The 20,689-nt window shown below is 72.1% G+C and carries 18 protein-coding genes; 7 read left to right on the top strand and 11 right to left on the bottom strand.

Annotated features, from left to right (window positions below; all coding sequences use genetic code 11):
- The first annotated feature begins 10 nt into the window (after nt 1–10).
- Genes OG927_RS26655 through OG927_RS26645 form a run of 3 tightly spaced genes read left to right on the top strand, consistent with a single transcriptional unit; the run spans nt 11 to nt 2,426 of the window.
- On the top strand, nt 11–802 hold the full coding sequence (locus OG927_RS26655; RefSeq protein WP_056791938.1) for an ABC transporter ATP-binding protein: 792 nt from the start codon (nt 11–13) through the stop codon (nt 800–802).
- Nucleotides 789–1,667 (top strand): ABC transporter permease, encoded by an 879-nt coding sequence (locus OG927_RS26650; RefSeq protein ID WP_056791935.1) that lies wholly within the window; start codon nt 789–791, stop codon nt 1,665–1,667. Before OG927_RS26655 ends, OG927_RS26650 begins: the two co-directional genes overlap by 14 nt.
- 6 nt (nt 1,668–1,673) lie before the next feature.
- A complete protein-coding gene (locus tag OG927_RS26645; RefSeq protein ID WP_056791933.1) occupies nt 1,674–2,426 on the top strand; it encodes a sirohydrochlorin chelatase in 753 nt (250 codons plus the stop codon).
- A 26-nt stretch (nt 2,427–2,452) separates the two neighbouring features.
- On the opposite strand, the gene OG927_RS26640 is transcribed toward OG927_RS26645, so the two are convergent.
- The 9 genes from OG927_RS26640 to OG927_RS26600 all read right to left on the bottom strand — a co-directional run bounded on the left by OG927_RS26640 (nt 2,453) and on the right by OG927_RS26600 (nt 11,840).
- On the bottom strand, nt 2,453–3,103 hold the full coding sequence (locus OG927_RS26640) for a DsbA family protein (RefSeq protein WP_056791931.1): 651 nt from the start codon (nt 3,101–3,103) through the stop codon (nt 2,453–2,455).
- 170 nt (nt 3,104–3,273) lie between these two features.
- Nucleotides 3,274–4,188, bottom strand: a complete 915-nt coding sequence (locus OG927_RS26635; protein WP_079099384.1) for a S1 family peptidase — start codon at nt 4,186–4,188, stop codon at nt 3,274–3,276.
- Nucleotides 4,189–4,917: 729 nt separating this feature from the next.
- Nucleotides 4,918–5,301, bottom strand: a complete 384-nt coding sequence (locus OG927_RS26630) for a nuclear transport factor 2 family protein (protein ID WP_056791928.1) — start codon at nt 5,299–5,301, stop codon at nt 4,918–4,920.
- On the bottom strand, nt 5,294–5,842 hold the full coding sequence (locus OG927_RS26625) for a DUF1697 domain-containing protein (RefSeq protein ID WP_124280751.1): 549 nt from the start codon (nt 5,840–5,842) through the stop codon (nt 5,294–5,296). The genes OG927_RS26630 and OG927_RS26625 overlap by 8 nt, the downstream gene beginning before the upstream one ends.
- Before the next feature lie 80 nt (nt 5,843–5,922).
- On the bottom strand, nt 5,923–7,125 hold the full coding sequence (locus tag OG927_RS26620) for a S8 family peptidase (RefSeq protein WP_056791924.1): 1,203 nt from the start codon (nt 7,123–7,125) through the stop codon (nt 5,923–5,925).
- 388 nt (nt 7,126–7,513) lie between these two features.
- Nucleotides 7,514–8,713, bottom strand: a complete 1,200-nt coding sequence (mgt, locus tag OG927_RS26615; protein ID WP_330320893.1) for a macrolide-inactivating glycosyltransferase — start codon at nt 8,711–8,713, stop codon at nt 7,514–7,516.
- Nucleotides 8,714–8,767: 54 nt separating this feature from the next.
- Nucleotides 8,768–10,069, bottom strand: coding sequence for an ABC transporter substrate-binding protein (locus OG927_RS26610; protein WP_209469455.1), 1,302 nt, complete (start codon nt 10,067–10,069; stop codon nt 8,768–8,770).
- Nucleotides 10,069–10,908 (bottom strand): carbohydrate ABC transporter permease, encoded by an 840-nt coding sequence (locus OG927_RS26605; protein ID WP_056791918.1) that lies wholly within the window; start codon nt 10,906–10,908, stop codon nt 10,069–10,071. The genes OG927_RS26610 and OG927_RS26605 overlap by 1 nt, the downstream gene beginning before the upstream one ends.
- Entirely contained in the window at nt 10,905–11,840 is a 936-nt protein-coding gene (locus OG927_RS26600; RefSeq protein WP_124280754.1) for a carbohydrate ABC transporter permease, read from the bottom strand. The genes OG927_RS26605 and OG927_RS26600 overlap by 4 nt, the downstream gene beginning before the upstream one ends.
- A gap of 125 nt (nt 11,841–11,965) precedes the next feature.
- Here OG927_RS26600 and OG927_RS26595 point away from each other — a divergent pair, with 125 nt between their 5' ends.
- Nucleotides 11,966–12,832: a phosphotransferase enzyme family protein gene (locus OG927_RS26595; protein WP_056791914.1), complete on the top strand. Its 867-nt coding sequence runs from the start codon at nt 11,966–11,968 to the stop codon at nt 12,830–12,832.
- Nucleotides 12,833–13,030: 198 nt separating this feature from the next.
- The gene (locus tag OG927_RS26590) at nt 13,031–13,384 is read left to right on the top strand and encodes a DUF4333 domain-containing protein (RefSeq protein WP_319102538.1); all 354 of its coding nucleotides are present in this window, start codon (nt 13,031–13,033) and stop codon (nt 13,382–13,384) included.
- Between the two features lie 15 nt (nt 13,385–13,399).
- Here OG927_RS26590 and OG927_RS26585 read toward each other — a convergent pair whose 3' ends face one another.
- The gene (locus tag OG927_RS26585) at nt 13,400–14,113 is read right to left on the bottom strand and encodes a 3'-5' exonuclease (protein WP_056791910.1); all 714 of its coding nucleotides are present in this window, start codon (nt 14,111–14,113) and stop codon (nt 13,400–13,402) included.
- A 243-nt stretch (nt 14,114–14,356) separates the two neighbouring features.
- Nucleotides 14,357–15,589: an SAV2148 family HEPN domain-containing protein gene (locus OG927_RS26580; protein ID WP_056791908.1), complete on the bottom strand. Its 1,233-nt coding sequence runs from the start codon at nt 15,587–15,589 to the stop codon at nt 14,357–14,359.
- 378 nt (nt 15,590–15,967) lie between these two features.
- On the opposite strand from OG927_RS26580, the gene glgX reads away from it, so the two are divergent.
- Both glgX and treY read left to right on the top strand, forming a co-directional pair.
- Nucleotides 15,968–18,124, top strand: a complete 2,157-nt coding sequence (gene glgX / locus OG927_RS26575) for a glycogen debranching protein GlgX (protein WP_330320892.1) — start codon at nt 15,968–15,970, stop codon at nt 18,122–18,124.
- Nucleotides 18,125–18,242: 118 nt separating this feature from the next.
- Entirely contained in the window at nt 18,243–20,648 is a 2,406-nt protein-coding gene (treY, locus tag OG927_RS26570) for a malto-oligosyltrehalose synthase (RefSeq protein WP_330321359.1), read from the top strand.
- Nucleotides 20,649–20,689: the final 41 nt, after the last annotated feature.

Here is a 20,689-nt window from a genome sequence, read left to right as displayed (position 1 = left end):
GGTGACGACCATGGCGACCAACACGCTCACCAAGGCCGAGGACCGTGCGGTGGTCGAGCACGCCGCTCGCATCACGCACGTCTCCAAGTCCTTCGCCGGACCCACGGGGCAGCAGCTCGTCCTGGACGACATCACGCTCGATGTCGCTCCGGGCGAGTTCGTCACCCTCCTGGGAGCTTCCGGGTGCGGCAAGTCGACGCTGCTCAACCTGGTGGCCGGACTCGACCGCCCGACCGCGGGGTCCATCGAGACCCCCGGCGGGCGGCCGGCCCTGATGTTCCAGGAGCACGCCCTCTTCCCGTGGCTGACCGCGGGCAAGAACATCGAGCTGGCCCTGCGGCTGCGCGGGGTCCCCAAGTCGGACCGCCGGACCGAGGCGGAGCGGCTGCTCGAACTCGTGCGCCTGGGCGGTGCGTACGGGAAGCGGGTGCACGAGCTCTCGGGCGGGATGCGCCAGCGGGTGGCGATGGCCCGGGCGCTCGCCCAGGACAGCCAGCTGCTGCTGATGGACGAGCCGTTCGCCGCGCTCGACGCCATCACCCGCGACGTGCTGCACGACGAGCTGACCCGCATCTGGCGCGAGACGAACGCCTCGGTCCTCTTCGTCACCCACAACGTGCGCGAGGCGGTACGGCTCGCGCAGCGCGTCATCCTGCTCTCGTCACGGCCGGGCCGGATAGCCCGGGAGTGGACGGTCGACATCGAGCAGCCGCGCCGCATCGAGGACACCGCCGTGGCGGAGCTGTCCGTCGAGATCACCGAACAACTGCGTGGGGAGATCCGCCGTCATGGCCAGCACTGACACCAAGTCCGACGATCTGGCCGGGCTGGAAGCCGGGCTGGACGCGCTGGACGCCGTCCAGGTGCGGCGGACGCCGGCTCGTGAGGTCCTGCTGAACAAGGTCCTGCCGCCGGTCGTGGCGGTGGTCCTGGTCGTCCTCGTCTGGCAGCTGCTGGTCTGGGCGAAGGTCACCGAGGACTACAAGCTGCCGCCGCCCTCCGCGGTGTGGAACAGCGTCGCCGACATGTGGGCGCAGGGGACGTTGCTGGAGGTCGTCTGGACCAGTGTGTCGCGCGGTCTCCTCGGCTTCCTGATGGCCGTCGCGATCGGCACGCCGCTGGGTCTGCTGGTGGCCCGGGTGAAGCTGGTCCGGGCGGCGATCGGCCCGATCCTGTCCGGGCTGCAGTCCCTGCCGTCGGTGGCCTGGGTGGCGCCGGCCGTGATCTGGCTCGGGCTCAACGACTCGATGATGTACGCGGTGATCCTGCTGGGTGCCGTGCCGTCCGTCGCCAACGGACTGGTCTCCGGGGTCGACCAGGTGCCCCCGCTGTTCCTGCGGGCGGGCCGCACGATCGGCGCGACCGGGCTCCGGGGGACCTGGCACATCGTCCTGCCGGCCGCGCTGCCGGGCTATCTGGCGGGGCTCAAGCAGGGCTGGGCGTTCTCCTGGCGGTCCCTGATGGCCGCCGAGATCATCGCGTCCTCACCCGATCTGGGTCTGGGGCTCGGCCAGTTGCTGGAGAACGGCCGGAACAACTTCGACATGCCGGGGATCTTCCTGGCGATCCTGCTCATCCTGTTCGTCGGTATCGCGATCGACCTGCTGATCTTCAGTCCGCTGGAGCGGCGGGTGCTGCGCGGCCGCGGTCTCCTCGTGAAGAGCTGAGTCGTCATGTCCGCTCCCGTCCTCCTCGTCATCGCCCACGGCAGCCGCGATCCGCGGCACGCGGCGACCGTGCACGCGCTCACCGCGCGGGTGCGGTCGCTGCGGCCCGGCCTGCGCGTGGAGACGGGCTTCCTCGACTTCAACGCCCCGTCCGTGCCGAGGGTGCTCGAACGCCTGGCCGCGGAGGGGGCCGCCGAGGTCGTCGCGCTTCCCCTGCTGCTGACCCGGGCCTTCCACGCCAAGTCCGACATCCCGTCGGTGCTGCACGAGGCCCGGACCCGCCTGCCGCAGCTGGCGATCCGGCAGGCCGGGGTGCTGGGCCCGTCCCCGCTGCTGAACACGGCGCTGGAACAGCGGCTGCACGAGGCCGGGTTGACCCCCGGCGACAAGGGCTCGACCGGGCTGGTCCTGGCCTCGGCGGGCTCCTCGGACCCGGAGGCGATCGCAGTGATCGCTGAAATCGCGCGGGAGCTGCGGCACACCGGTTGGTGCGCCGTGCGGCCTGCGTTCGCCTCCGCATCCCTTCCCCGCACCGCGGACGTGGTGCGGGCCCTGCGGGCCGAGGGCGTACGGCGGGTCGCGGTGGCCCCGTACGTCATCGCACCCGGCAGGCTCCCCGACCGGATCGCCGAGGGCGCCGCGGAGGCCGATGTGCTCTCCGGGGTCCTGGGGCCGTCCCTGCCCCTGGCCCGGCTGCTGCTGAACCGGTACGACGAGGTGTGCGTGCCGGCGGCCGTGCCGAGGGCACTCAGCGCGTAGCGGGCGGGCCGCCCGAAGTGGCTCGCTCAGCCCGCGGTGGACGCTCGCCCGAGGTCCAGGCTTCCCGTGCGGGTGCGCTTCAGCTCGAAGAAGTCGCTGTGCCCCGCCAGGACCCGGAAGCTGTCGAAGAGCCGTGCCGCTTCCACCCCGCGCGGGACCGAGTTGAGCACCGGCCCGAACCACACGGTGCCGTCGACGTGGATCGTGGGCGTACCGACGTAGGAGTCCGCCGCGGGGTCCTTGCCCCGGTCGTGGCTGCGGCGCACGGCGTCGTCGTGCGCATCCGAGTGGGCGGCTGCGGCGAGCCCGGCCGGCAGTCCCAGTTCGGCCAGGGATTCCGCCGTGACGGTGTCGTAGTCCTCGTTCCCCTGCTGGTGGATGCGGGTACCCAGGGCGGTGTAGAGGTCGCGGATGATGCCGGGGCCGTGCTCCTCGGCCGCGGCGGCCACGACGCGCACCGGACCGATCGACCTGTCGACCAGCTCGCGGTACCAGGCGGGGAGTTCGTTGCCGGCGTTGTGCAGGTAAAGGCTCATGACGTGGAAGCGGAGTTCGATGTCGCGCCGCTGCTCGACCTCCAGCATCCAGCGGGAGGCGATCCAGGCGAACGGGCAGGCGGGGTCGAAGTAGAGGTCGACGACCGTCCTGTCCGCCACGGGGGCTTCGTGGGTGCTCATGGCACGAGCCTAGGGAGTCTCCGGCCTGAGGTGCTGGGCCAATCCGTCATGGTCCGGCCGGGCAACTTCGGGGCCTCGCGAAGAGGGACGGACACGACAACGGGCCGCGCTCGGGGAGCGCGGCCCGTCGGGGGTGAGCCGGGTGGTGGTGCCCTGCGTCCGGTGGGGTCCTAGAAGACGCTGACGCCGTAGGCGTTCAGCGCCTCGACGACGGGCTGGAAGAACGTGGTTCCGCCGGAGCTGCAGTTACCGCTGCCGCCCGAGGTGAGGCCCAGCGCCGTGCTGCCGGCGAAGAGCGAGCCGCCGCTGTCGCCCGGCTCGGCGCAGACGTTGGTCTGGATCATGCCGTAGACGACGTCGCCGCCGCCGTAGTTCACCGTCGCGTTGAGACCGGTGACGGTGCCGCTGCGCAGACCGGTGGTGGAACCGCTCCGCTTGACCGCCTGGCCGACCGTGGGGTTGGCGGCCGTGGTGATGTCCTGGTAGCTGCCGTTGTAGAGGTACACCCGGCCGTCCGCGTTGGCGGAGTTGGAGTGACGGATCAGCCCGTAGTCATTGGTCGGGAAGCTGCTTCCCGTCCGCGTGCCGAGGAGCGCGGTCTGCCCGGAGTTCGTGTACCAGGTGCTGCCGATCTCGGTGCAGTGCCCGGCGGTCAGCGCGTAGTAGGTGCTGCCGCTGCGGACGTTGAAGCCGAGGGAACAGCGGCCGCCGCCCGCGTAGATGGCCTGGCCGCCGGCGATGAGCTTGTTGAACGTGCCCGGGGTGTGCTTGAGGTCGATCTTCGCACCGGAGTCGGTGACCGACTTCTTGATCGTGGCGATCTCGGCGTTGGAGACCGTGCTGTCGACGGTCACGACGACCTTGCCGGTCTTCGCCTCGGTGTACCAGGCGGTACCCGCGATGTCGGCGCCGCGCACGGCGGAGCTGGCGTCGGCGAGTTCGGCCTTCGTCACCGTGTCCGGAGCGGCCTGGGCGACCGCGGTCGGGGCCGCAAGCGCGACGGCGGTGACCAGACCGGAGGTCACGGCGATGAGCCGTGCACGTCTGGAGATGGAACCGAGGGGGGCGAGGCGCTTGAAGGTCACAGGATCCTCCATCAGGGGGGTGTCGCGGCCCACTGGGTGGGCGGGCCGGGGGTGTGCGGCTGTCCGCAACCAGTGGGTTCTAGTCGTGGACCTGCCAACCGCACGCCCCGAATCCTTGACGCCACCCGACCCGGTGACAAGGTGCGCTTCCGGACCCGCGGCGGAGAACGGACAGTGAACTCCGATACGCGACCGGGTGACCTCCGAACACCGGCAGCCGCTCACCGAACGGACGTCGGCAGCGAATTGCAGCAAACCCCGGAAGACGGGCACGACGTCGGGCCGTGCCGGGAGGCGTCGCGTTCACACACACCCCCGCTGCCCGCGAGCCGACCGCGCCCGCCCGGCCACGGCCCGGACCGGGCCCCGTGGGGACGCGACCGTACGGCCGACTTATAGCTGAATTGCCCGGGCGCACCGGGTGGCCGGAATCCATCCTTCCGGTGAGATCCGGCCGGTTACCCGGCCCGGATCAGACCGGCTCCGCCCTCTTGCGCGCCCGCCGCGGCCCGTGCTGCGGCGCCGGCCGGGCCGGTATCCGGGCCCAGGTCGTATGCAGGAGTCGGCGGGGAGGCCGCAGGGGTCCCGGCGCCGGGTCACGAGCCGGCTCCGCGTCCGCGTCCCGGGCGGGGCCCTCGCGGGCGGATCGCTCACGGACCCCCGCGCACGGTCCGCGGGCGGACCCCCTGCCCCCCGGTTCGCGGGCGGGCCTCGGCGCACGGAGCGCGTTCAGACCTCGGCGAAGGGGTCGTCGATGAACGGCGTCCCCTGGTGGAAGTAGAGCAGCCAGTCGCGCCCGGTCAGTCGCCACAGCGAACTGCGGTGGGAACGCAGCCCCTTGGACTCCGTGTCGAAGGTGAGGTGCACCAGGTCGGGAGCGAGCCGCTCCCCCCGCATCCGGGACGCGGTCAGAGGGCCGGGCCGCGGCGCGTCGGCCGCGGTGAGCACACCGATGATCGTGTCCCGGTCCCAGATCCGGCCGCTGGTGCCGATCTCGCGGAAGTCGGGGTGGAGCATCGAGGCCAGCAGATCCTCGGAGACCCGGACCACCGGGTCGAGGAGCCGGAGTTCGGCCTCGATGGCTGCCGCCACGGCGGGCGAGGGCTCAGTCACGCGTCATCTCCACAAGTCTGACCACGGTGTTCCAGTTGCGGGCGGTTGCGACGAGGCCCCGGTTGAGGGCGGGCCGGGCCAGGACCTCGGCCAGCTTCGAGCGGCCCAGCCCGTCGGGGGCGTACAGATACAGGGCGCGGTCGCCGAGCCGGAACTCCTCGGGGGCGAAGGCGGCGGCGTCGACCGGGGCGAAGCGGCCGGCCTCGACGGGCTGGTCGAAGAAGGTGACGTGCAGTTGCTTGCCCTGGAGCTCGGCGGCCGGGAAGGGACAGGCACCGGCCAGCGCCTCGAGATACCCGCCCGTACGGACCAGGCAGTCGACGGGGAACCCGAACCGGTCGGCAAGGGCCTGCTCCAGCTCGGCCGCCAGGGAGTCCTCGTCACCCGACGCGCTGCTGAACACGGCGTTCCCGCTCTGCAGGTACGTGGCGACGCCGTCGTACTTCAGCTCCCCCAGCAGTGTGCGGAGTTCCGCCATGGGGACCTTGCGGTGGCCGCCGACGTTGATTCCGCGCAGCAGCGCCGCATACCTCGTACTCATGACCCCACCCTAGAACGGTCGTCCCACCGGTGACGGCCGCCGCGCCCCGTGGGGGAGGGCACGGCGGCCTGTGCACCCGACTACTCGACGATCTTCAGGAGCTTGTTCGCCGTGCCCGCGGTCGCGTTGGAGATCGCGTCCGGGGTGGCCCCGTCGGTGAGCGCCGTGGCGACCTCGCCCGGGGTGGCGTCCGGGTGCCCGCCCAGGTAGACGGCGGCGGCACCGACGACGTGGGGGGTCGCCATGGAGGTGCCGGAGATGGTGTTCGTGCCGTCGTCGCTGTCGTTCCAAGTCGACGTGATGTCCGAGCCCGGGGCGTAGATGTCCACGACCGAGCCGAAGTTGGAGAACGAGGACTGCTCGTCGTCCTCCGTGGACGAGGCGACCGTGATGGCGTCGGGGACGCGGGAGGGCGAGCCCTCGCCGGCGTCGCTCGACTCGTTGCCCGCGGCCACCGCGAAGGTGACACCGGAGGCGATCGCCTTCTCCACCGCGGCGTCGAGGGCCGGGTCGGCGCCCCCGCCCAGGCTCATGTTGGCGACCGAAGGCCCCTCGTGGTGGGCGGTGACCCAGTCGATGCCCGCGACGACCTGCTCGGTCGTACCCGAGCCCGAGTCGTCCAGGACGCGGACGGCCACGATCTTCGCCTTCTTGGCGACGCCGTGGGACGCACCCGCGATGGTGCCGGCCACGTGGGTGCCGTGCCCGTTGCCGTCGTTGGCGTCGTCGTCGTTGTCCACGGCGTCGAAGCCCGAGGTGGCCCGGCCACCGAAGTCGGTGTGGGTGACCCGGACCCCGGTGTCGATCACGTACGCCGTGACACCGTCGCCGGCGGCGTCCGGATAGGTGTACGCACTGTCGCCCGCGGTCCCGGCCTGGTCGATCCGGTCCAGGCCCCAGGACGGCGGGTTGTCCTGCGTGGCGTTGATGTGGAACTTCTTGTTCTGGACGACCTTGTCGACGGCGGGGTCGGCCGCGAGCCGCTTGGCCTCGGTCTCCGAAAGCCCGCTGGCGGAGAAGCCGTTGATGGCCGAGCTGTAGTTCCGCTTGAGCTTGCCGCCGTACTCCTCGGCGAGCTCGGCCTTGTCCGTCTTCCGGTCCAGCATCACGATGTAGCTGCCGGAGACGGCCGTGGCCGCGTCGGCACCGTAGACCGTGCCCGTGGCGGGGGCCGGGGCGGCTCCCGCGAACGAGGTGCTGAGCAGGGTGACCCCGGCCGCGGCCGCCACGGCGGTTATCGCGGCGGTCAGCTTGATACGGCGTGCGCGCTTGTGAATTGCCATGAAGGAGGGATCTCCTCGTCATTCTTTGTGGGGGGATTGACCCCCGGCCGGAAGATCTCCGGGGGTTGCCTCGAAACCCTGCTCGATTGACGCGCCCAGATCAAGACCTTCATGTAGCCGTCACGCAGTCACCCGGTTGTCTCCATAAGAAACCGAACCACTCCCGATCAAGTCGGACAGCCCGGCGCAACGTCCGCCACGGGTAGGGGGCTTGCACGGACCGGACCGTCACGCACCGACCGGTTCGGGCCGACCGCGGCTGCCGCGTCCCGCCTCCCTCCCACCTCCGCGCCACCGTCGACGGCAGCCGGTCCGCTACCACGACTCGGCCGCCGGCGGCATCCCGGCCCGCGGCCCCGATCGACGGCCCCGGAGCCGCGGCCCCGCGTCAGGACGGCAGTTCGGCCTCGATGAGGTCGGCCGCCCGCTTCGTGCCGCCCTCCGCCGCCATCCGCTCCCGCAACCGCTCCAGCCGGGCGGCGACCTCCGGGTCGTCCACCAGGGCGAGGACCGCGGCCCGCAGGGACGCGGCATCGGCCTCCTCCTTCGGCAGGTGCCGGGCCACACCGAGCGCCTGGAGCATGTCCGCGTTGCCGAACTGGTCCACGGCCTGGGGGACGGCGACCATCGGGGTGGCCGTGGCGAGTCCCTCCTGGCTGCCGCCCGCGCCCGCGTGGGTGATGAAGGCGTCCGCCTGCTTCAGCACGGACAGCTGCGGCACCCAGGCGTGCACCTCGACATGGGCCGGTACGTCCCCGAGGGCGGCCGGGTCGACGTGCGCCCCGATCTGGAGCACCGTGTGCCAGCCCGGCAGGTCACCGAACGCCGCGAGGCAGGCGCGGTAGAACGCGGGTTCGTTGGTGTACGACGATCCGAGCGAGACCAGCAGCACCTTCCCGGCGTCCGCCGGACGCTTCCACTCCCCCTGGTCGGCGCGTTCGCCCTGGCAGGCGCCGACGAAGGTGTAGACGTCCCTGTCCACCCCGTCGGCGTTCGGCTGGAGCGCCTCGGGGATCAGGACGAGGGCCCGGCGCGGGCGGGCGACGAAGTCGTCCGGGGGCACGTCGCCCAGGCCGTTCTCCGTGAGCCACTCCTCGAAGCGCGCGTAGTACGCCCGGCCCCGGTCGGTCTGTCTGAGCTCGGCGGTCGCCGGCTCGCCGACCTCCTCCTCGTACCCCTCCCACGGGACGAGGTTGGGCCAGAGCGAGACGGCCGGCACGCCCCAGTGGTGGGCCAGCACGCGCGCCGGGTAGGAGGTGATGTCGTGCAGGACCAGGTCGGGCTCGTCCCCCCGGAAGGCCTCCACGAGCTGGGGCAGGACCTGGACCGCATCGGCGAGGAACGGCTCGATGTTGTCGATGAGTTCGGTGCCCCAGTCCTCCGGGTTGTCCTCGGTGGGCAGCACGGAGGTGTAGATCACCGGTTCGGCGCCGGTGGCGGCGACCTTCTCGGCGAAGGAGGCCGGGATGGCGTAACTGACGCGGTGCCCGCGGGCGACGAGCTCCCGGATCACTTCGAGACTCGGGTTCACGTGCCCGTGGGCGGCGATGGAGAACATGGCGACATGGGCGCGCGGAGTGGTTGTCATGGCGCCACCGTAAACAAGACGATACGTCTCGTCCAGCGTATTTCCGCGGCGGTCTCAGCGCTGGTAGCGGGCCAGCACCCGGTTCCCGTCGTCGACCAGGCGTTTCCTCAGCTCCCCTGCGCCGATCGCCCCGCTGTAGTACTCCTGGAGCGCGGGCGTGGCGACCTTGTCCTTCCACTCGGGGTACCCGCGCACCGACTGCGCGGGGGCGGGACGCAGGTCGCGGGCGAGCGCCGTGCCGGTCGCCCAGCCGTGCTCCGCGGTGTGCAGCGCCGGGTCGGCCAGCGCCTGGGTGCCGGTCGGCAGCATCCAGTCGCCCCGGGCCAGGCGCACCATGTTCGCCGGGCGCAGCAGGAAGTCGATGAACTGGACGGCCTCCTCCTTGTGCGGGCTGTCCTCGGCGACCGAGAGGGTCTGCGGGCTCACGCCCTGGGCGAGCCCCCCACTGCCGGCCGGGGCGGGCAGGACCGTCCACTCGAAGCCTTCGGGGGCCTGCTCGACGACCTGCTGACGGTAGGAGAAGCCGAGCGGGACCATGGCGTACCTGCCGCCGAAGAAGCCCGGCAGGGTGTCCGAGCCGCTCATCCCCAGCGCGGTACGGGCGGCGCTGCGGTCGGTGCCGACCTGGTCCCGGACGGTGCCGGGCATGACTCCGTCGCCCTCGTCGAAACGGATGGTCACCTTGCCGTCGGCGTCACGGTGGAAGAGCTGCCCGCCCGCCGAGAGGCCGAGGTTGAGGGTGACCGAGACCGGTTCCTTGAGCGGCCAGGCGACCCCGAATCTCCCCTTCCCCGTCAGCTTCGCGGTGACACGGCGGAATTCCGGCCAGCTCCACGGCTCCGAGGGCGTCGGGACGCGTACGCCGGACTCCTCGAGGATCTCGGTGTTGGCGATCAGCACCCGGGGTTCCTGGAGGAACGGGACGCCGTAGACCCCGTCGCCGAAGGTCGCGGTGCGCCAGGACTGCTGCGGGATGTCCTGGGTGAGCCGGTCCGGCAGGAGGGTGCGCAGGTCCGCGAGGTAGCCGCCGTACGCGAAGTCCGCCAGGTCGTCGGAGGCGTCGTGGATGATGTCGGGCGCCTCGCCGCCCTCGAAGGAGGTGAGCAGCTGGTCGTGGACGTTGTCCCAGCTGCCCTGGACGTAGTCCACCTGGATGCGGGGGTGGGCGGCGTTCCACTCCTTCACCAGCTCCTTGTTGGCGTCCACGGACTCCTTCTGCCAGGCCAGCGACTGGAAGCTGAGCCGGATCGTGCCGCCGGCGTCGGCGCCGTCCGGTCCGGCGCCCGTGCAGCCGGTGAGCAGCAGGGCCAGCACGGTGGCGATCGTGGCGGAGGCGCGGAGCACGGGCCGGCGCATCAGTGCTTCACCGCCCCGGCCGTGAGGCCGCCGGTGATGCGCTTCTGGATGACCGCGAAGAGGACGAGTGAGGGAAGGGTCGCGAGGAACGCGGCGGCGGCGAGCGGCCCGAGGTCGGCCACGCCCTCCGCGCCGAGGAAGTGCGTGAGTACGACCGGCAAGGTCTGCTTCTCCGGTGTCTTGAGCAGGACGAGTGCGAAGAAGAACTCGTTCCATGCGGTGATGAACGCGAAGAGCGCGGTGGCGACGATCCCCGGGGCCAGCAGGGGCGCGGTGACCGAGACGAGGATCCGCACCTTCCCGGCTCCGTCGACCGCGGCCGCCTCCTCCAGCTCCGGCGGTACGGCCCGCACGTACCCGGCCAGCATCCACAGGGCGAAGGGCAGCGACCACACCACGTACACCATGACCAGCCCCCACAGGGAGTTGATCAGGTGCAGGTTCTTGAGGACGAGGAAGAGCGGAATGATCACCAGGACGAAGGGGAAGGCCTGGCTGACCACGACCCAGCCGGTGGCGGCCGTGGCCAGCCTGCCCCGGTGGCGGGCCATCACATAGGCCATGGGTGTGGCGACGACGACGGCGATCAGCGCCGCGCACAGTGCGGCGGTGAGCGAGTTGGCGGCGGCCCGGAGCAGCGGCTGCTCGTCGAAGGCCTGCCGGAAGTTGTCGAGCGTGGGCTGTTCGGGGATCCAGGTGGGGTGCAGCGACCCCAGCTCGCGGGCGGGCTTGAAGGCGGTGGAGATCAGCCACAGGAAGGGGAACGCGAGGAAGACGAGGTAGCACAGCAGCGCGGCGTACTGCCCCGCCCGCGCGGACCCGCTGGTACGCAGACTCATGCGTCGTCCCCTCCCCTGAGCCGGCCGACGAGGTAGAAGGCGAGGATCACGGAGATCACCGCGACCATCACACAGCCCATCGCGGCGGCGTAGCCGAACTGTCCGTAGCGGAAAGCCTCTTCGTAGGCGAAGAGCATGGGCAGCCGGGTGCGGCCGCCCGGTCCGCCGCTGGTCAGGACGTAGACCAGGGCGAAGGAGTTGAAGTTCCAGATGAAGTTGAGCGCGCTGATGGCGAGTGCCACGGGTCTGATGGCGGGCCAGGTGACGGTACGGAAGCGGCGCCAGGCCCCGGCACCGTCGAGGGCCGCCGCCTCGTGGAGTTCCTGCGGGGTGTTCTGCAGTCCGGCGAGCAGCGCGACGGCGGTCTGAGGCATTCCGGCCCAGATGCCCACCACGATCACGGCGGGCAGGGCGGTGGCGAGTCCGGTCAGCCAGTCCCGGCCGTCACCGAGCCCCAGATCGCGGACGGTCTCGTTGAGGATGCCCGCGTCCGGGTTGTAGACCAGCCGCCACATGATGCCGACGACGACCTCGGGCATGGCCCAGGGAATGATCGCCAGCGCTCTGGCCGCCCAGCGCATCCGCAGGTTCGCGTGGAGGAGGAGGGCGAGGCCGAGCGCGAGCACGAACTGGGGGACGGTGACGCCGACGGCCCACAGCAGGCCGATCCGGAAGGAGTCCCAGAACAGGGTGTCGTGCCACAGGTCCTGGAAGTTGAGGACGCCGACCCACTGGGTGGAGCGGGTGCGGCCCGACTGGGCGTCGGTGAAGGCCAGCCCGATGCCGTACAGCAGGGGTCCCACGCTCAGGATCAGGATCGGGATCAGCGCGGGCAGGACCAGGAACCAGGCGGCCCCGTCCCTTCTGCGGCGGTCACCGCGATCCGGCGGCGCCTCACGTCCGGACCGCGCCTTCACGGTCACCGATGTCATGAATTCGACCCCTTTACCTCATTGGATCGGTTTCACACCCGTATGGCCGCCCGAGCGTCCTCCGTCATCGTGCTGACGGGGGATCCGTTCGTCAAGGTGGCCTGCACGGATGAGAAAATCCGGCCATGGACGAGAAGCGTGCGCGCGAGGTACTGACCGCCGCCGGGCTGCCCGGCGGCGCGGAGCTGCTCGCACTGGGTGAGAACGCGGTGTTCGGCGTCGGCGACCTGGTGGTCAAGGTCGGCCGGGACGCCACGGTCCACCCGGAGCTACGGGAGCGGGCGGAGCGCGAGGTCGCCGTCGCCCAGTGGCTCGCCGCCTCGGGCGTGCCCGCCGTCCGCGCCGCCGAGCCCCGGGCCCGGCTGGTCGGGGGGCATCCGGTGACCCTGTGGCACCGGCTGCCCGAGGCCGTGCGCCCGCCCGAGCCGCGCGATCTCGCCCCGCTGCTCATCCAGGTGCACGCCCTGCCCGCTCCGGAGGGCTTCACGCTGCCCCGCCGTGAACTGCTCGGCGGTGTCGAGCGCTGGCTGCGCCTCGCCGGCGACGCGATCGATCCGGCCGACGCCGACTACCTCCGCGGCCGACGCGACGGCTTCGCGAAGGCCGCGGCCGCCCTGGTCCCGCACCTTCCGCCCGGTCCCCTCCACGGCGACGCCCTCCCCCGCAACGTGCACGTCGGTCCCGGCGGGCCCGTACTGGTCGACCTGGAGACCTTCTCGGCCGATCTGCGGGAGCACGACCTGGTGGTCCTCGCGCTCTCCCGCGACCGCTACGGTCTGCCCGCCGAGGCGTACGACGCCTTCACCGCCGCCTACGGCTGGGACGTGCGCGCGTGGGAGGGCTGCGCGGTCCTGCGCGGAGCCCGCGAGACCGCGAGCTGCGCCTGGGTCTCCCAGCACGCCCCGGCCAACCCGAAGGCGCTGGCCGAATTCCGCCGCCGGGTGGCGTCACTGCGCGAGGACGACCCCGAGGTCCGCTGGTACCCCTTCTGAGAACGGCCGGAAACACCCGGCGGCCCGCACCGGGCGGGCGGAACCCTCCGCAGCGCCGGGGCGGATCGGCGCGGCCCTCTGCCGAACCTCACCCCCGGCCGGCCCTGAGCCGGCGCGAAGGCGTCGGCGGCACCTGGTGGCACTTCGGCACGTATGCTGCCGACTGCTCGTCCCGAGCCGAACGAATGGAACACAGCCATGCCCATACCCCGTCCGTCCACACCGGTTCGGGGCCTCGCGGCGCTGACCGCCGGTGTGCTGCTCACCGGCTGCTCGGGCTCGGTCTCGGTCGGGAACGCCGACCCGGAACTGTCCTCGGACAAGCTGGCCACGACCGTCGCGAAGAAACTGGCCGCCACGACGGGGCAGCCGACGCCGGACGTCACGTGCCCCGAGGACCTCGCCGGAAAGGTCGGCACGACCACGCGCTGCACCCTCACCGCGGGCGACGGCAGCACCGTGGGTGTGACGGTCACCGTCACCTCGGTCGACGGGGGCCGGATCGATTTCGACATCGAGGCCGACGACACGGCTTCACCCGCCCCGGGCTGACCGGCACCGCCCCGGTCACGGCCTCCTGGGGACCAGGGGCCAGGCGGGTTCGACCACGGCGGCCGGGTCCGCGGTGCGCCGGAGGTAGGCCTGGAGGGAGACGGACTGCTCGGCTGCCGCCCGCACCTGGAGGTCGTGCAGGTCGGGCAGGGACATCACCCCGAAGGGCTGGTACTTCTCGCCCATGCGCCGCACCACCCGGGCCGCCGCCACGGCGTCGGCCCGAGCGTCGTGCGCGTCGTCGAGTGGCACGCCGTAGTGGGCGCACAGCGCGTGCAGCGCCCGCCTGCCCTTGCGGTACTTGTCGACGTGCTTGTCCATCACCAGGGGGTCGATGACCGGCAGGGGCGCGCCCCCGAGCCGCTCGCCGAGCGGCTCGATGCCGTGCCGCCGGCACTCGCGGTCGAGCAGGGACAGGTCGTACCGGGCGTTCATCACCACGAGGGGTGTGCCCGAGGCCATCCCCTCGGCCACGGCCGCGGTGATCTCCTCGATCGCCGTGGCGGGCGACGCGCCGTGCCTGCGGGCGCGTTCCGTCGAGATGCCGTGGATCGCCGAGGCCTGCTCCGGTATGACCACGCCGGGATCGAGCAGCCAGGTCCGCTCCCGTGCGACCGTCCCGTCCGGGTCCAGCCGCACCACGGCCGCCGTGACGATGCGGTCGGTCTCGATGTCGGTGCCCGTGGTCTCCAGGTCGAAGGCCGCCAGCGGCCCGCTCATCCAGGTCATCGCGCCGCCTCCGCCCCGGTGCGGACCCCTGTCGACGGGCGGGTGGTGCCCGCGGCCTCCCCGACGCATCCGCTCGGCGGCCGCGCACCTGTGACGGCCCGGTCGAACCCGATCGGGTGCTCCCCGTACCGGCTCATCGGCATACCTCCTTCTGTGCTGCTCCCCCATGTGGTGACCACCTTCGCACGCACCACTGACAACACAGGAGGGGGCGTCAGGAGGGGCGCCGCCGGAAGGCCGGGGTCAGGAGACGGGCCGCGAGTCCGTCCATACCGACTCGAACTCCTCGCGGTACGTCTCGAAGAGGCCGTGCTCGCTGTCCTGCCCCGCCCGGACGACCGCGCGTCCGCCGCCCCGCAGCACCAGCACGGGAGCCTCCATGCCGCGGGCCCGCCGCAGATAGGGCTGGACCACCCCGACCGCGTCCGGCCCGTCGCCGTCGACCAGGTAGGCCGTGAAGCGCGGTGTCTCGTCGAAGACGTGGATCTGGAAGGCGCCGGGGTCGCGCAGCTTGGAGCGGACCCGGCGCATGTGGAGGATGTTCATCTCCACGGAGCGGCTCAGCTCGCCCTTCTTGAGGCCCAGTTCCCGCTCCCTGCGCTTGACCGCGCTGCTCGCCGGGTTGATGAACAGCAGCCGCACCCGGCAGCCCGACTCGGCGAGCCGGACCAGCCGGCGGCCCGAGAAGTTCTGCGTGAGGAGATTGAGGCCTATGCCGATCGCGTCCAGCCGGCGCGCGCCGCCGAAGAGGTCCTCGGCGGGCAGCTGGCGCTGGAGCCTGACGCGGTCGGGGTGGACGGAGACGACGTCCGCGTACCGGTCACCGACCAGCTCCTCCACGGCGTCCACGGGCAGCCGGTCGGCGGACGGGACCGCCGCCCCGCTGCCGAGGATCTCCAGGAGCCGGGCCGAGGCGCGCTCCGCCTGTGCCAGGACCGCCTCGTTGAGCGCGCGGTTGCGGGAGACGACGTTGCGTGCGACCTCCAGCTCGTCCAGCGCGAGCTCCACCTCGCGGCGGTCGTCGAAGTACGGCTCGAAGCACGGCCAGTGCTGGACCATCAGCTCCCGCAACTGGGGCAGCGTCAGGAAGCTGAGGACGTTGTCGTCGGCCGGGTCCAGCAGATAGCCCTTGCGGCGTGAGACCTCCCGGACCGCGACGGCGCGCTGCACCCACTCCTGCCCGGCGGGCCCGGCGGCGGCCACCACCCAGTCCTCGCCGTGCACCGGCTCGTAGATCGGCCGGATCACGGCGGAGACCACGGCACGCAGCCGCTGTTCCACCAGATTCAGCCAGATGTAGGCCCGCCCGGCGCGCTGGGCCCGGGTGCGCACCTCGTTCCAGGCGTCCGCTCCCCAGTCCAGCTCGGCGCCGATCTCCATGGGCTGCACGAGGGAGACCGCCCCCGGCGGGGCATCGGTCGACTCCCCCTCGTGACCTGCGTCACCTGGAGGCAGCTCGAACCCTCCCGAGCTCACCCGTGTACCGCCTTCCGCTCCCCCACCAACGATCAAGGAAGGGTACTCCGGGAGCGGGAGCCGGTGCAGCCGGATGCACAGGCTCCTCACTCAACTCCCCTGTATCGCAGGCTTGTTCTCTGCGGCGAGATCGGGCGTAGTGAGCTGATTCATAGCGTTTGACCGCCCCCTCGCATGCCGCATACCGGACGAGGGGGCGCATCTGTCATTCGTGCCCCTCCCCGGGCGACACCGAGGTGTCCGAAGTTGACCGGCGCGCCCCACTCGCGCCGAAGGGACCCGGCCGCACCGGCCGACGTCCTAGGTACGCGCCCATTTTTCGGGGAGAATCGGGTCGATAACCCCCGCACCCGGATCAGAAGTGGAAGAGTCCTATCTATGCAGGTCTGGCCGGGACAGGCGTATCCCCTCGGTGCCACGTACGACGGCGCCGGGACCAACTTCGCGGTCTTCTCCGAGGCCGCCGACAGGATCGAGTTGTGCCTGCTGCATGACGACGGTTCGGAGACGGCGGTGGAGCTCCGCGAGACCGACGCCTTCGTCCGCCACGCCTACCTGCCCGGAGTGATGCCGGGGCAGCGGTACGGCTTCCGGGTGCACGGTCCCTACGAGCCGCAGCACGGGCAGCGGTGCAACTCGGCGAAGCTGCTCCTCGATCCGTACGCGCGTGCGATCTCCGGGCGGATCCAGTGGGGCGAGGAGGTGTACGGCTACCCCTTCGGCCGGCCCGACGCGCGCAACGACCTGGACTCGGCGCCGCACACCATGAGCTCGGTGGTGGTCAACCCGTACTTCGACTGGGGCGACGACCGCCGCCCCCGTACGGACTACCACCGCACCGTGATCTACGAGGCCCATGTGAAGGGCCTGACGATGCTTCACCCCGGTCTGCCCGAGGAACTGCGCGGGACGTACGCCGGGCTCGCCCACCCCGAGATCATCGCCCATCTCACGGAGCTCGGCGTCACGGCGATCGAGCTGATGCCGGTGCACCAGTTCGTCCAGGACCACCGCCTCGCCGACGCGGTCCTCGCCAACTACTGGGGCTACAACACCATCGGCTTCTTCGCCCCGCACAACGCCTACGCCTCCTGGGGCGACCGCGGTGAACAGGTGCTGGAGTTCAAGCAGGCCGTGAAGGCACTGCACCAGGCGGGCATCGAGGTGATCCTCGACGTGGTCTACAACCACACGGCGGAGGGAAACCACCTGGGGCCGACGCTCTCGTTCCGAGGGCTGGACAACGCCTCGTACTACCGGCTGGCGGACGACCAGCGGTACTACACGGACACCACGGGCACCGGGAACTCCCTGCTCATGCGGTCGCCGCACGTCCTGCAGCTGATCATGGACTCGCTGCGGTACTGGGTGACCGAGATGCACGTGGACGGCTTCCGCTTCGATCTGGCGGCGACCCTCGCACGCCAGTTCCACGAGGTGGACCGGCTGTCGTCCTTCTTCGACCTGGTGCAGCAGGACCCGGTGGTGAGCCAGGTGAAGCTGATCGCCGAGCCGTGGGACGTGGGCGAGGGCGGGTACCAGGTGGGGAACTTCCCGCCGCTGTGGACCGAGTGGAACGGCAAGTACCGGGACACCGTGCGCGATCTGTGGCGGGGCGAGCCCCGGACGCTCGCGGAGTTCGCGGGCCGGCTCACGGGCTCCTCGGACCTCTACCAGGACGACGGCAGGCGTCCGCTGGCCTCGATCAACTTCACCACCTGCCACGACGGCTTCACGCTGCACGACCTGGTCTCGTACAACGACAAGCGCAACGAGGCCAACGGCGAGGGCAACCGGGACGGCGAGAGCCACAACCGCTCCTGGAACTGCGGCGTGGAGGGCGAGACCGAGGACAAGGAGGTCCTGGAGCTGCGCGGCCGCCAGATGCGCAACTTCATCGCCACGCTGATGCTCTCCCAGGGGGTGCCCATGCTGAGCCACGGCGACGAGTTCGCCCGGACCCAGCGGGGCAACAACAACGGGTACTGCCAGGACAACGAGCTCTCCTGGGTCCACTGGCCCGATCCGGACGCCGCACGCGGGCAGGAGGCCGGGGACGCGGGGGCCGGCGGGACGGACCGCAGCCTGCTGGAGTTCACCCGTTCCATGGTCTGGCTGCGCCGCGACCACCCGGTCTTCCGGCGCAGGCGCTTCTTCCACGGCAGGCCGGTGGAGGGAACCCACGACGAGCTCTCCGACATCGCCTGGTTCACCCCCAGGGGCGAGGAGATGACGCAGCGGGACTGGCAGGCCGCGCACGCCAAGGCCATGACGGTCTTCCTGAACGGGCACGCGATCTCGGAGCCGGGGCCGCGCGGCGAGCGGATCTCCGACGACTCCTTCCTGCTGATGTTCAACGCGGGGGCCGAGACGCTGGTGTTCACCGTCCCGGTGAACCACGGGCGGCAGTGGCGGGTCGTCGTGGACACGGCCGTCCCGGACGGGGTGCCGCCGGGCGCGGGTCCGAAGGTGTCCGCGGGCGACCGGGTGACGCTCGTCGGCCGCAGCCTGACGGTGCTCCAGCGCCCGGCGTAGGCCGCACGGGCACGGGGCGCCGCCCGGGCATGGGCCGAACGGGTCACGGGGGCGGCGCTGGTGCCCCGGTGCGGTGACCGGTGACACAGAAGCCGCCAGGGTGGGTACGTACGTCTCCATGACGCCCACCGCCACGTACCGGCTGCAGCTCCAGCCGGACTTCCCGTTCGCCGCCGCGGCGGACGCCGTGCCGTATCTCGCCGAGCTCGGCGTCTCCCATCTGCACCTGTCCCCCGTCCTGGAGGCCGTGCCCGGCTCCGGGCACGGCTACGACGTCGTCGACCACGGCCGGGTGCGGGCCGAGCTGGGCGGCGAGAGGGGGCTGCGGCTGCTCTCCGCCACGGCCCGTGCGCACGGCCTCGGGCTGGTCCTGGACCTCGTGCCCAACCACATGGCGGCGGCGCCCCGGCACAACCTCCCCCTGTGGGAGGTGCTGCGCGAAGGCCCGGAGTCCCCGTACGCCCGGTGGTTCGACATCGACTGGGCGGCGGGCGGCGGCAAGGTGCTGCTGCCCGTCCTCGTGGGGCGGATCGGGGAGGAGAGCGGCCGCTTCGAGGTCGGCGCCCGGGACGACGGCGCCCCGGTGCTGCGCTACGGCGACCTGGAGTTCCCGCTGCGCGAGGGCACGGCGGGCCTTCCGCTGCCGGAGCTGCTCGACGCCCAGCACTACCGGCTCGGCTGGTGGCGCCTGGCCCGGACGGAGCTCAACTACCGGAGGTTCTTCACCGTCTCCGACCTGATCGGCCTCCGGGTGGAGCACCTGGAGGTCTTCGCCGCCACCCATGACAAGGTCCTCGGGCTCGTCATCGAGGGCGTCGCCGACGGGCTCCGCATCGACCACCCGGACGGGCTGGCGGACCCCGCCGGGTACCTGGAGCGGCTCGCGGCGGCCACCGACGGGAGGTGGACCGTGGTCGAGAAGATCCTCACCGGCTCCGAGGTGCTGCCGGCCGGCTGGGCGGTCGCGGGGACGACCGGGTACGACGCGCTGCACCGGATCGACGGACTGTTCACCGACCCGATGGGCGCGGCCGACCTGCTCGGCCGGTACCGGGACTTCGCGGGCCCGCCCGGGGACCGGGGCGGCTACTGGACGGCGACGGTCCGCCGGGCGGCGTACCGCGTCGTCACCCATGAGCTGGCCGCCGAGACCAGGTGGCTGACCCGACTCGCCGTCCGGGCCTGCGCCGGGGACCCCGCGCTGCACGACCACGCCCCGTGGGCGCTGCACACGGCGGTGCGCGAGCTGCTGGTCCGGGTCCCCGTCTACCGTCCGTACGTCACGGCGGGCGGGCCGCTCACGGAGATCGCGGCGGCGGCGCTGCCGCCGGAGGCGGTGCGGGACGCCAAGGCGGTGTTCTCGGTGCCGGAGGAGTCGGCGGCCGTCGACGTGGTGCGGGATCTGGCGCTGGGCCGGCTCGGGGACGGTCCGGACCACACGGCGTTCTGCGCACGGTTCGCCCAGACGGCGTCCGCGCTGCACGCCAAGTCCGTGGAGGACACGGCGTTCTACCGCTACGTCCCGCTGATCTCGGCGACGGAGGTGGGCGGCGACCCGGGGCGGCCGGCGGTGAGCCCGGAGGAGTTCCACGGCTTCTGCGAGCGGATCGCCCGTGACTGGCCCGCCACCGGCACGGTGCTGACCACGCACGACACCAAGCGCAGCGGGGACGTGCGGGCCAGGATCGCGGTCCTGTCGGAGTGCCCCGAGCGGTGGTCCTCGCTGGTGGCGCAGCTGACCCGGGCGACGTCCGCGGCCGCTCCCGATCCGCAACTGGCCTGGCAGGCTTGGCAGTCGGCGTACGGCTGCGCGAGCCTGCCCGCCGGGGAGATGGCGGGCAGGCTGGAACCCGCCCTGCTGAAGGCCGTGCGCGAGGCGGGCCTGTTCACCAGCTGGACCGAGCCGGATCCGGCGTACGAGCGCGCGGTGACCGACTTCGTGGCGGCCGGTCCGGGCAGCGACGCGGGCGGGGCGCGGACGATGATGGCGCGGTTCGCGGACACGCTCGCCCCGTTCGTGCGCGCCAACGTGCTGGGGGCCGCACTGGTGCACCTGACGATGCCGGGCGTGCCCGATCTGTACCAGGGCACGGAGCGGGAGTACATCGCGCTGGTCGACCCGGACAACCGCCGGCCCTTCGCCCGGCCTGCCGGGGGGCGCGACGAGAAGGGGGACCTCACGGCGGCGGCCCTGCGCCTGCGGCGGGAGCGTCCCGAGGTCTTCGGCGAGTCGGGTACGTACGCCCCGCTGGCCGCCCGGGGCCCCGCCGCGGCCCACTGCGTGGCGTTCTGCCGGTCGGGCGAGGCGGTCACCGCGGTGACCAGGCTGTCGCTGCGGCTCGCGGAGGAGGGCGGCTGGGGCGCGACGGAACTGACGCTGCCGGACGAGGGCCCGTGGCAGGACCTCCTGTCCCCCGGGCGGGAGTTCACGGGGGCCGCGGTCGCGGTGGCCGAGCTCTTCGCGGAGCGGCCGGTGGCGCTGCTCGTGAAGGCGGTACGGGGAGGGTCCGCGGACCACGGGTGAGCGGACCGGTACGCGGGGCGTCCACGGCCGGGTGGTCGACG

The sequence above is a fragment of the Streptomyces clavifer genome, from assembly GCF_036345975.1.
Taxonomy (GTDB): Bacteria; Actinomycetota; Actinomycetes; order Streptomycetales; family Streptomycetaceae; genus Streptomyces; species Streptomyces clavifer.
Note: the sequence above shows the minus strand (reverse complement) of the source record. Positions and strands in the feature narration are given on the sequence as shown.

What these genes read in the sequence shown, in the direction of transcription:
- OG927_RS26655 (WP_056791938.1), top strand. Translation starts at nt 11, where the DNA reads ATGGCGACCAACACGCTCACCAAGGCCGAGGACCGTGCGGTGGTCGAG.
- OG927_RS26650 (WP_056791935.1), top strand. Translation starts at nt 789, where the DNA reads ATGGCCAGCACTGACACCAAGTCCGACGATCTGGCCGGGCTGGAAGCC.
- OG927_RS26645 (WP_056791933.1), top strand. Translation starts at nt 1,674, where the DNA reads ATGTCCGCTCCCGTCCTCCTCGTCATCGCCCACGGCAGCCGCGATCCG.
- OG927_RS26640 (WP_056791931.1), bottom strand. Translation starts at nt 3,103, where the DNA reads ATGAGCACCCACGAAGCCCCCGTGGCGGACAGGACGGTCGTCGACCTC.
- OG927_RS26625 (WP_124280751.1), bottom strand. Translation starts at nt 5,842, where the DNA reads ATGAGTACGAGGTATGCGGCGCTGCTGCGCGGAATCAACGTCGGCGGC.
- OG927_RS26620 (WP_056791924.1), bottom strand. Translation starts at nt 7,125, where the DNA reads ATGGCAATTCACAAGCGCGCACGCCGTATCAAGCTGACCGCCGCGATA.
- mgt (WP_330320893.1), bottom strand. Translation starts at nt 8,713, where the DNA reads ATGACAACCACTCCGCGCGCCCATGTCGCCATGTTCTCCATCGCCGCC.
- OG927_RS26610 (WP_209469455.1), bottom strand. Translation starts at nt 10,069, where the DNA reads ATGCGCCGGCCCGTGCTCCGCGCCTCCGCCACGATCGCCACCGTGCTG.
- OG927_RS26605 (WP_056791918.1), bottom strand. Translation starts at nt 10,908, where the DNA reads ATGAGTCTGCGTACCAGCGGGTCCGCGCGGGCGGGGCAGTACGCCGCG.
- OG927_RS26600 (WP_124280754.1), bottom strand. Translation starts at nt 11,840, where the DNA reads ATGACATCGGTGACCGTGAAGGCGCGGTCCGGACGTGAGGCGCCGCCG.
- OG927_RS26595 (WP_056791914.1), top strand. Translation starts at nt 11,966, where the DNA reads ATGGACGAGAAGCGTGCGCGCGAGGTACTGACCGCCGCCGGGCTGCCC.
- OG927_RS26590 (WP_319102538.1), top strand. Translation starts at nt 13,031, where the DNA reads ATGCCCATACCCCGTCCGTCCACACCGGTTCGGGGCCTCGCGGCGCTG.
- OG927_RS26585 (WP_056791910.1), bottom strand. Translation starts at nt 14,113, where the DNA reads ATGACCTGGATGAGCGGGCCGCTGGCGGCCTTCGACCTGGAGACCACG.
- glgX (WP_330320892.1), top strand. Translation starts at nt 15,968, where the DNA reads ATGCAGGTCTGGCCGGGACAGGCGTATCCCCTCGGTGCCACGTACGAC.
- treY (WP_330321359.1), top strand. Translation starts at nt 18,243, where the DNA reads ATGACGCCCACCGCCACGTACCGGCTGCAGCTCCAGCCGGACTTCCCG.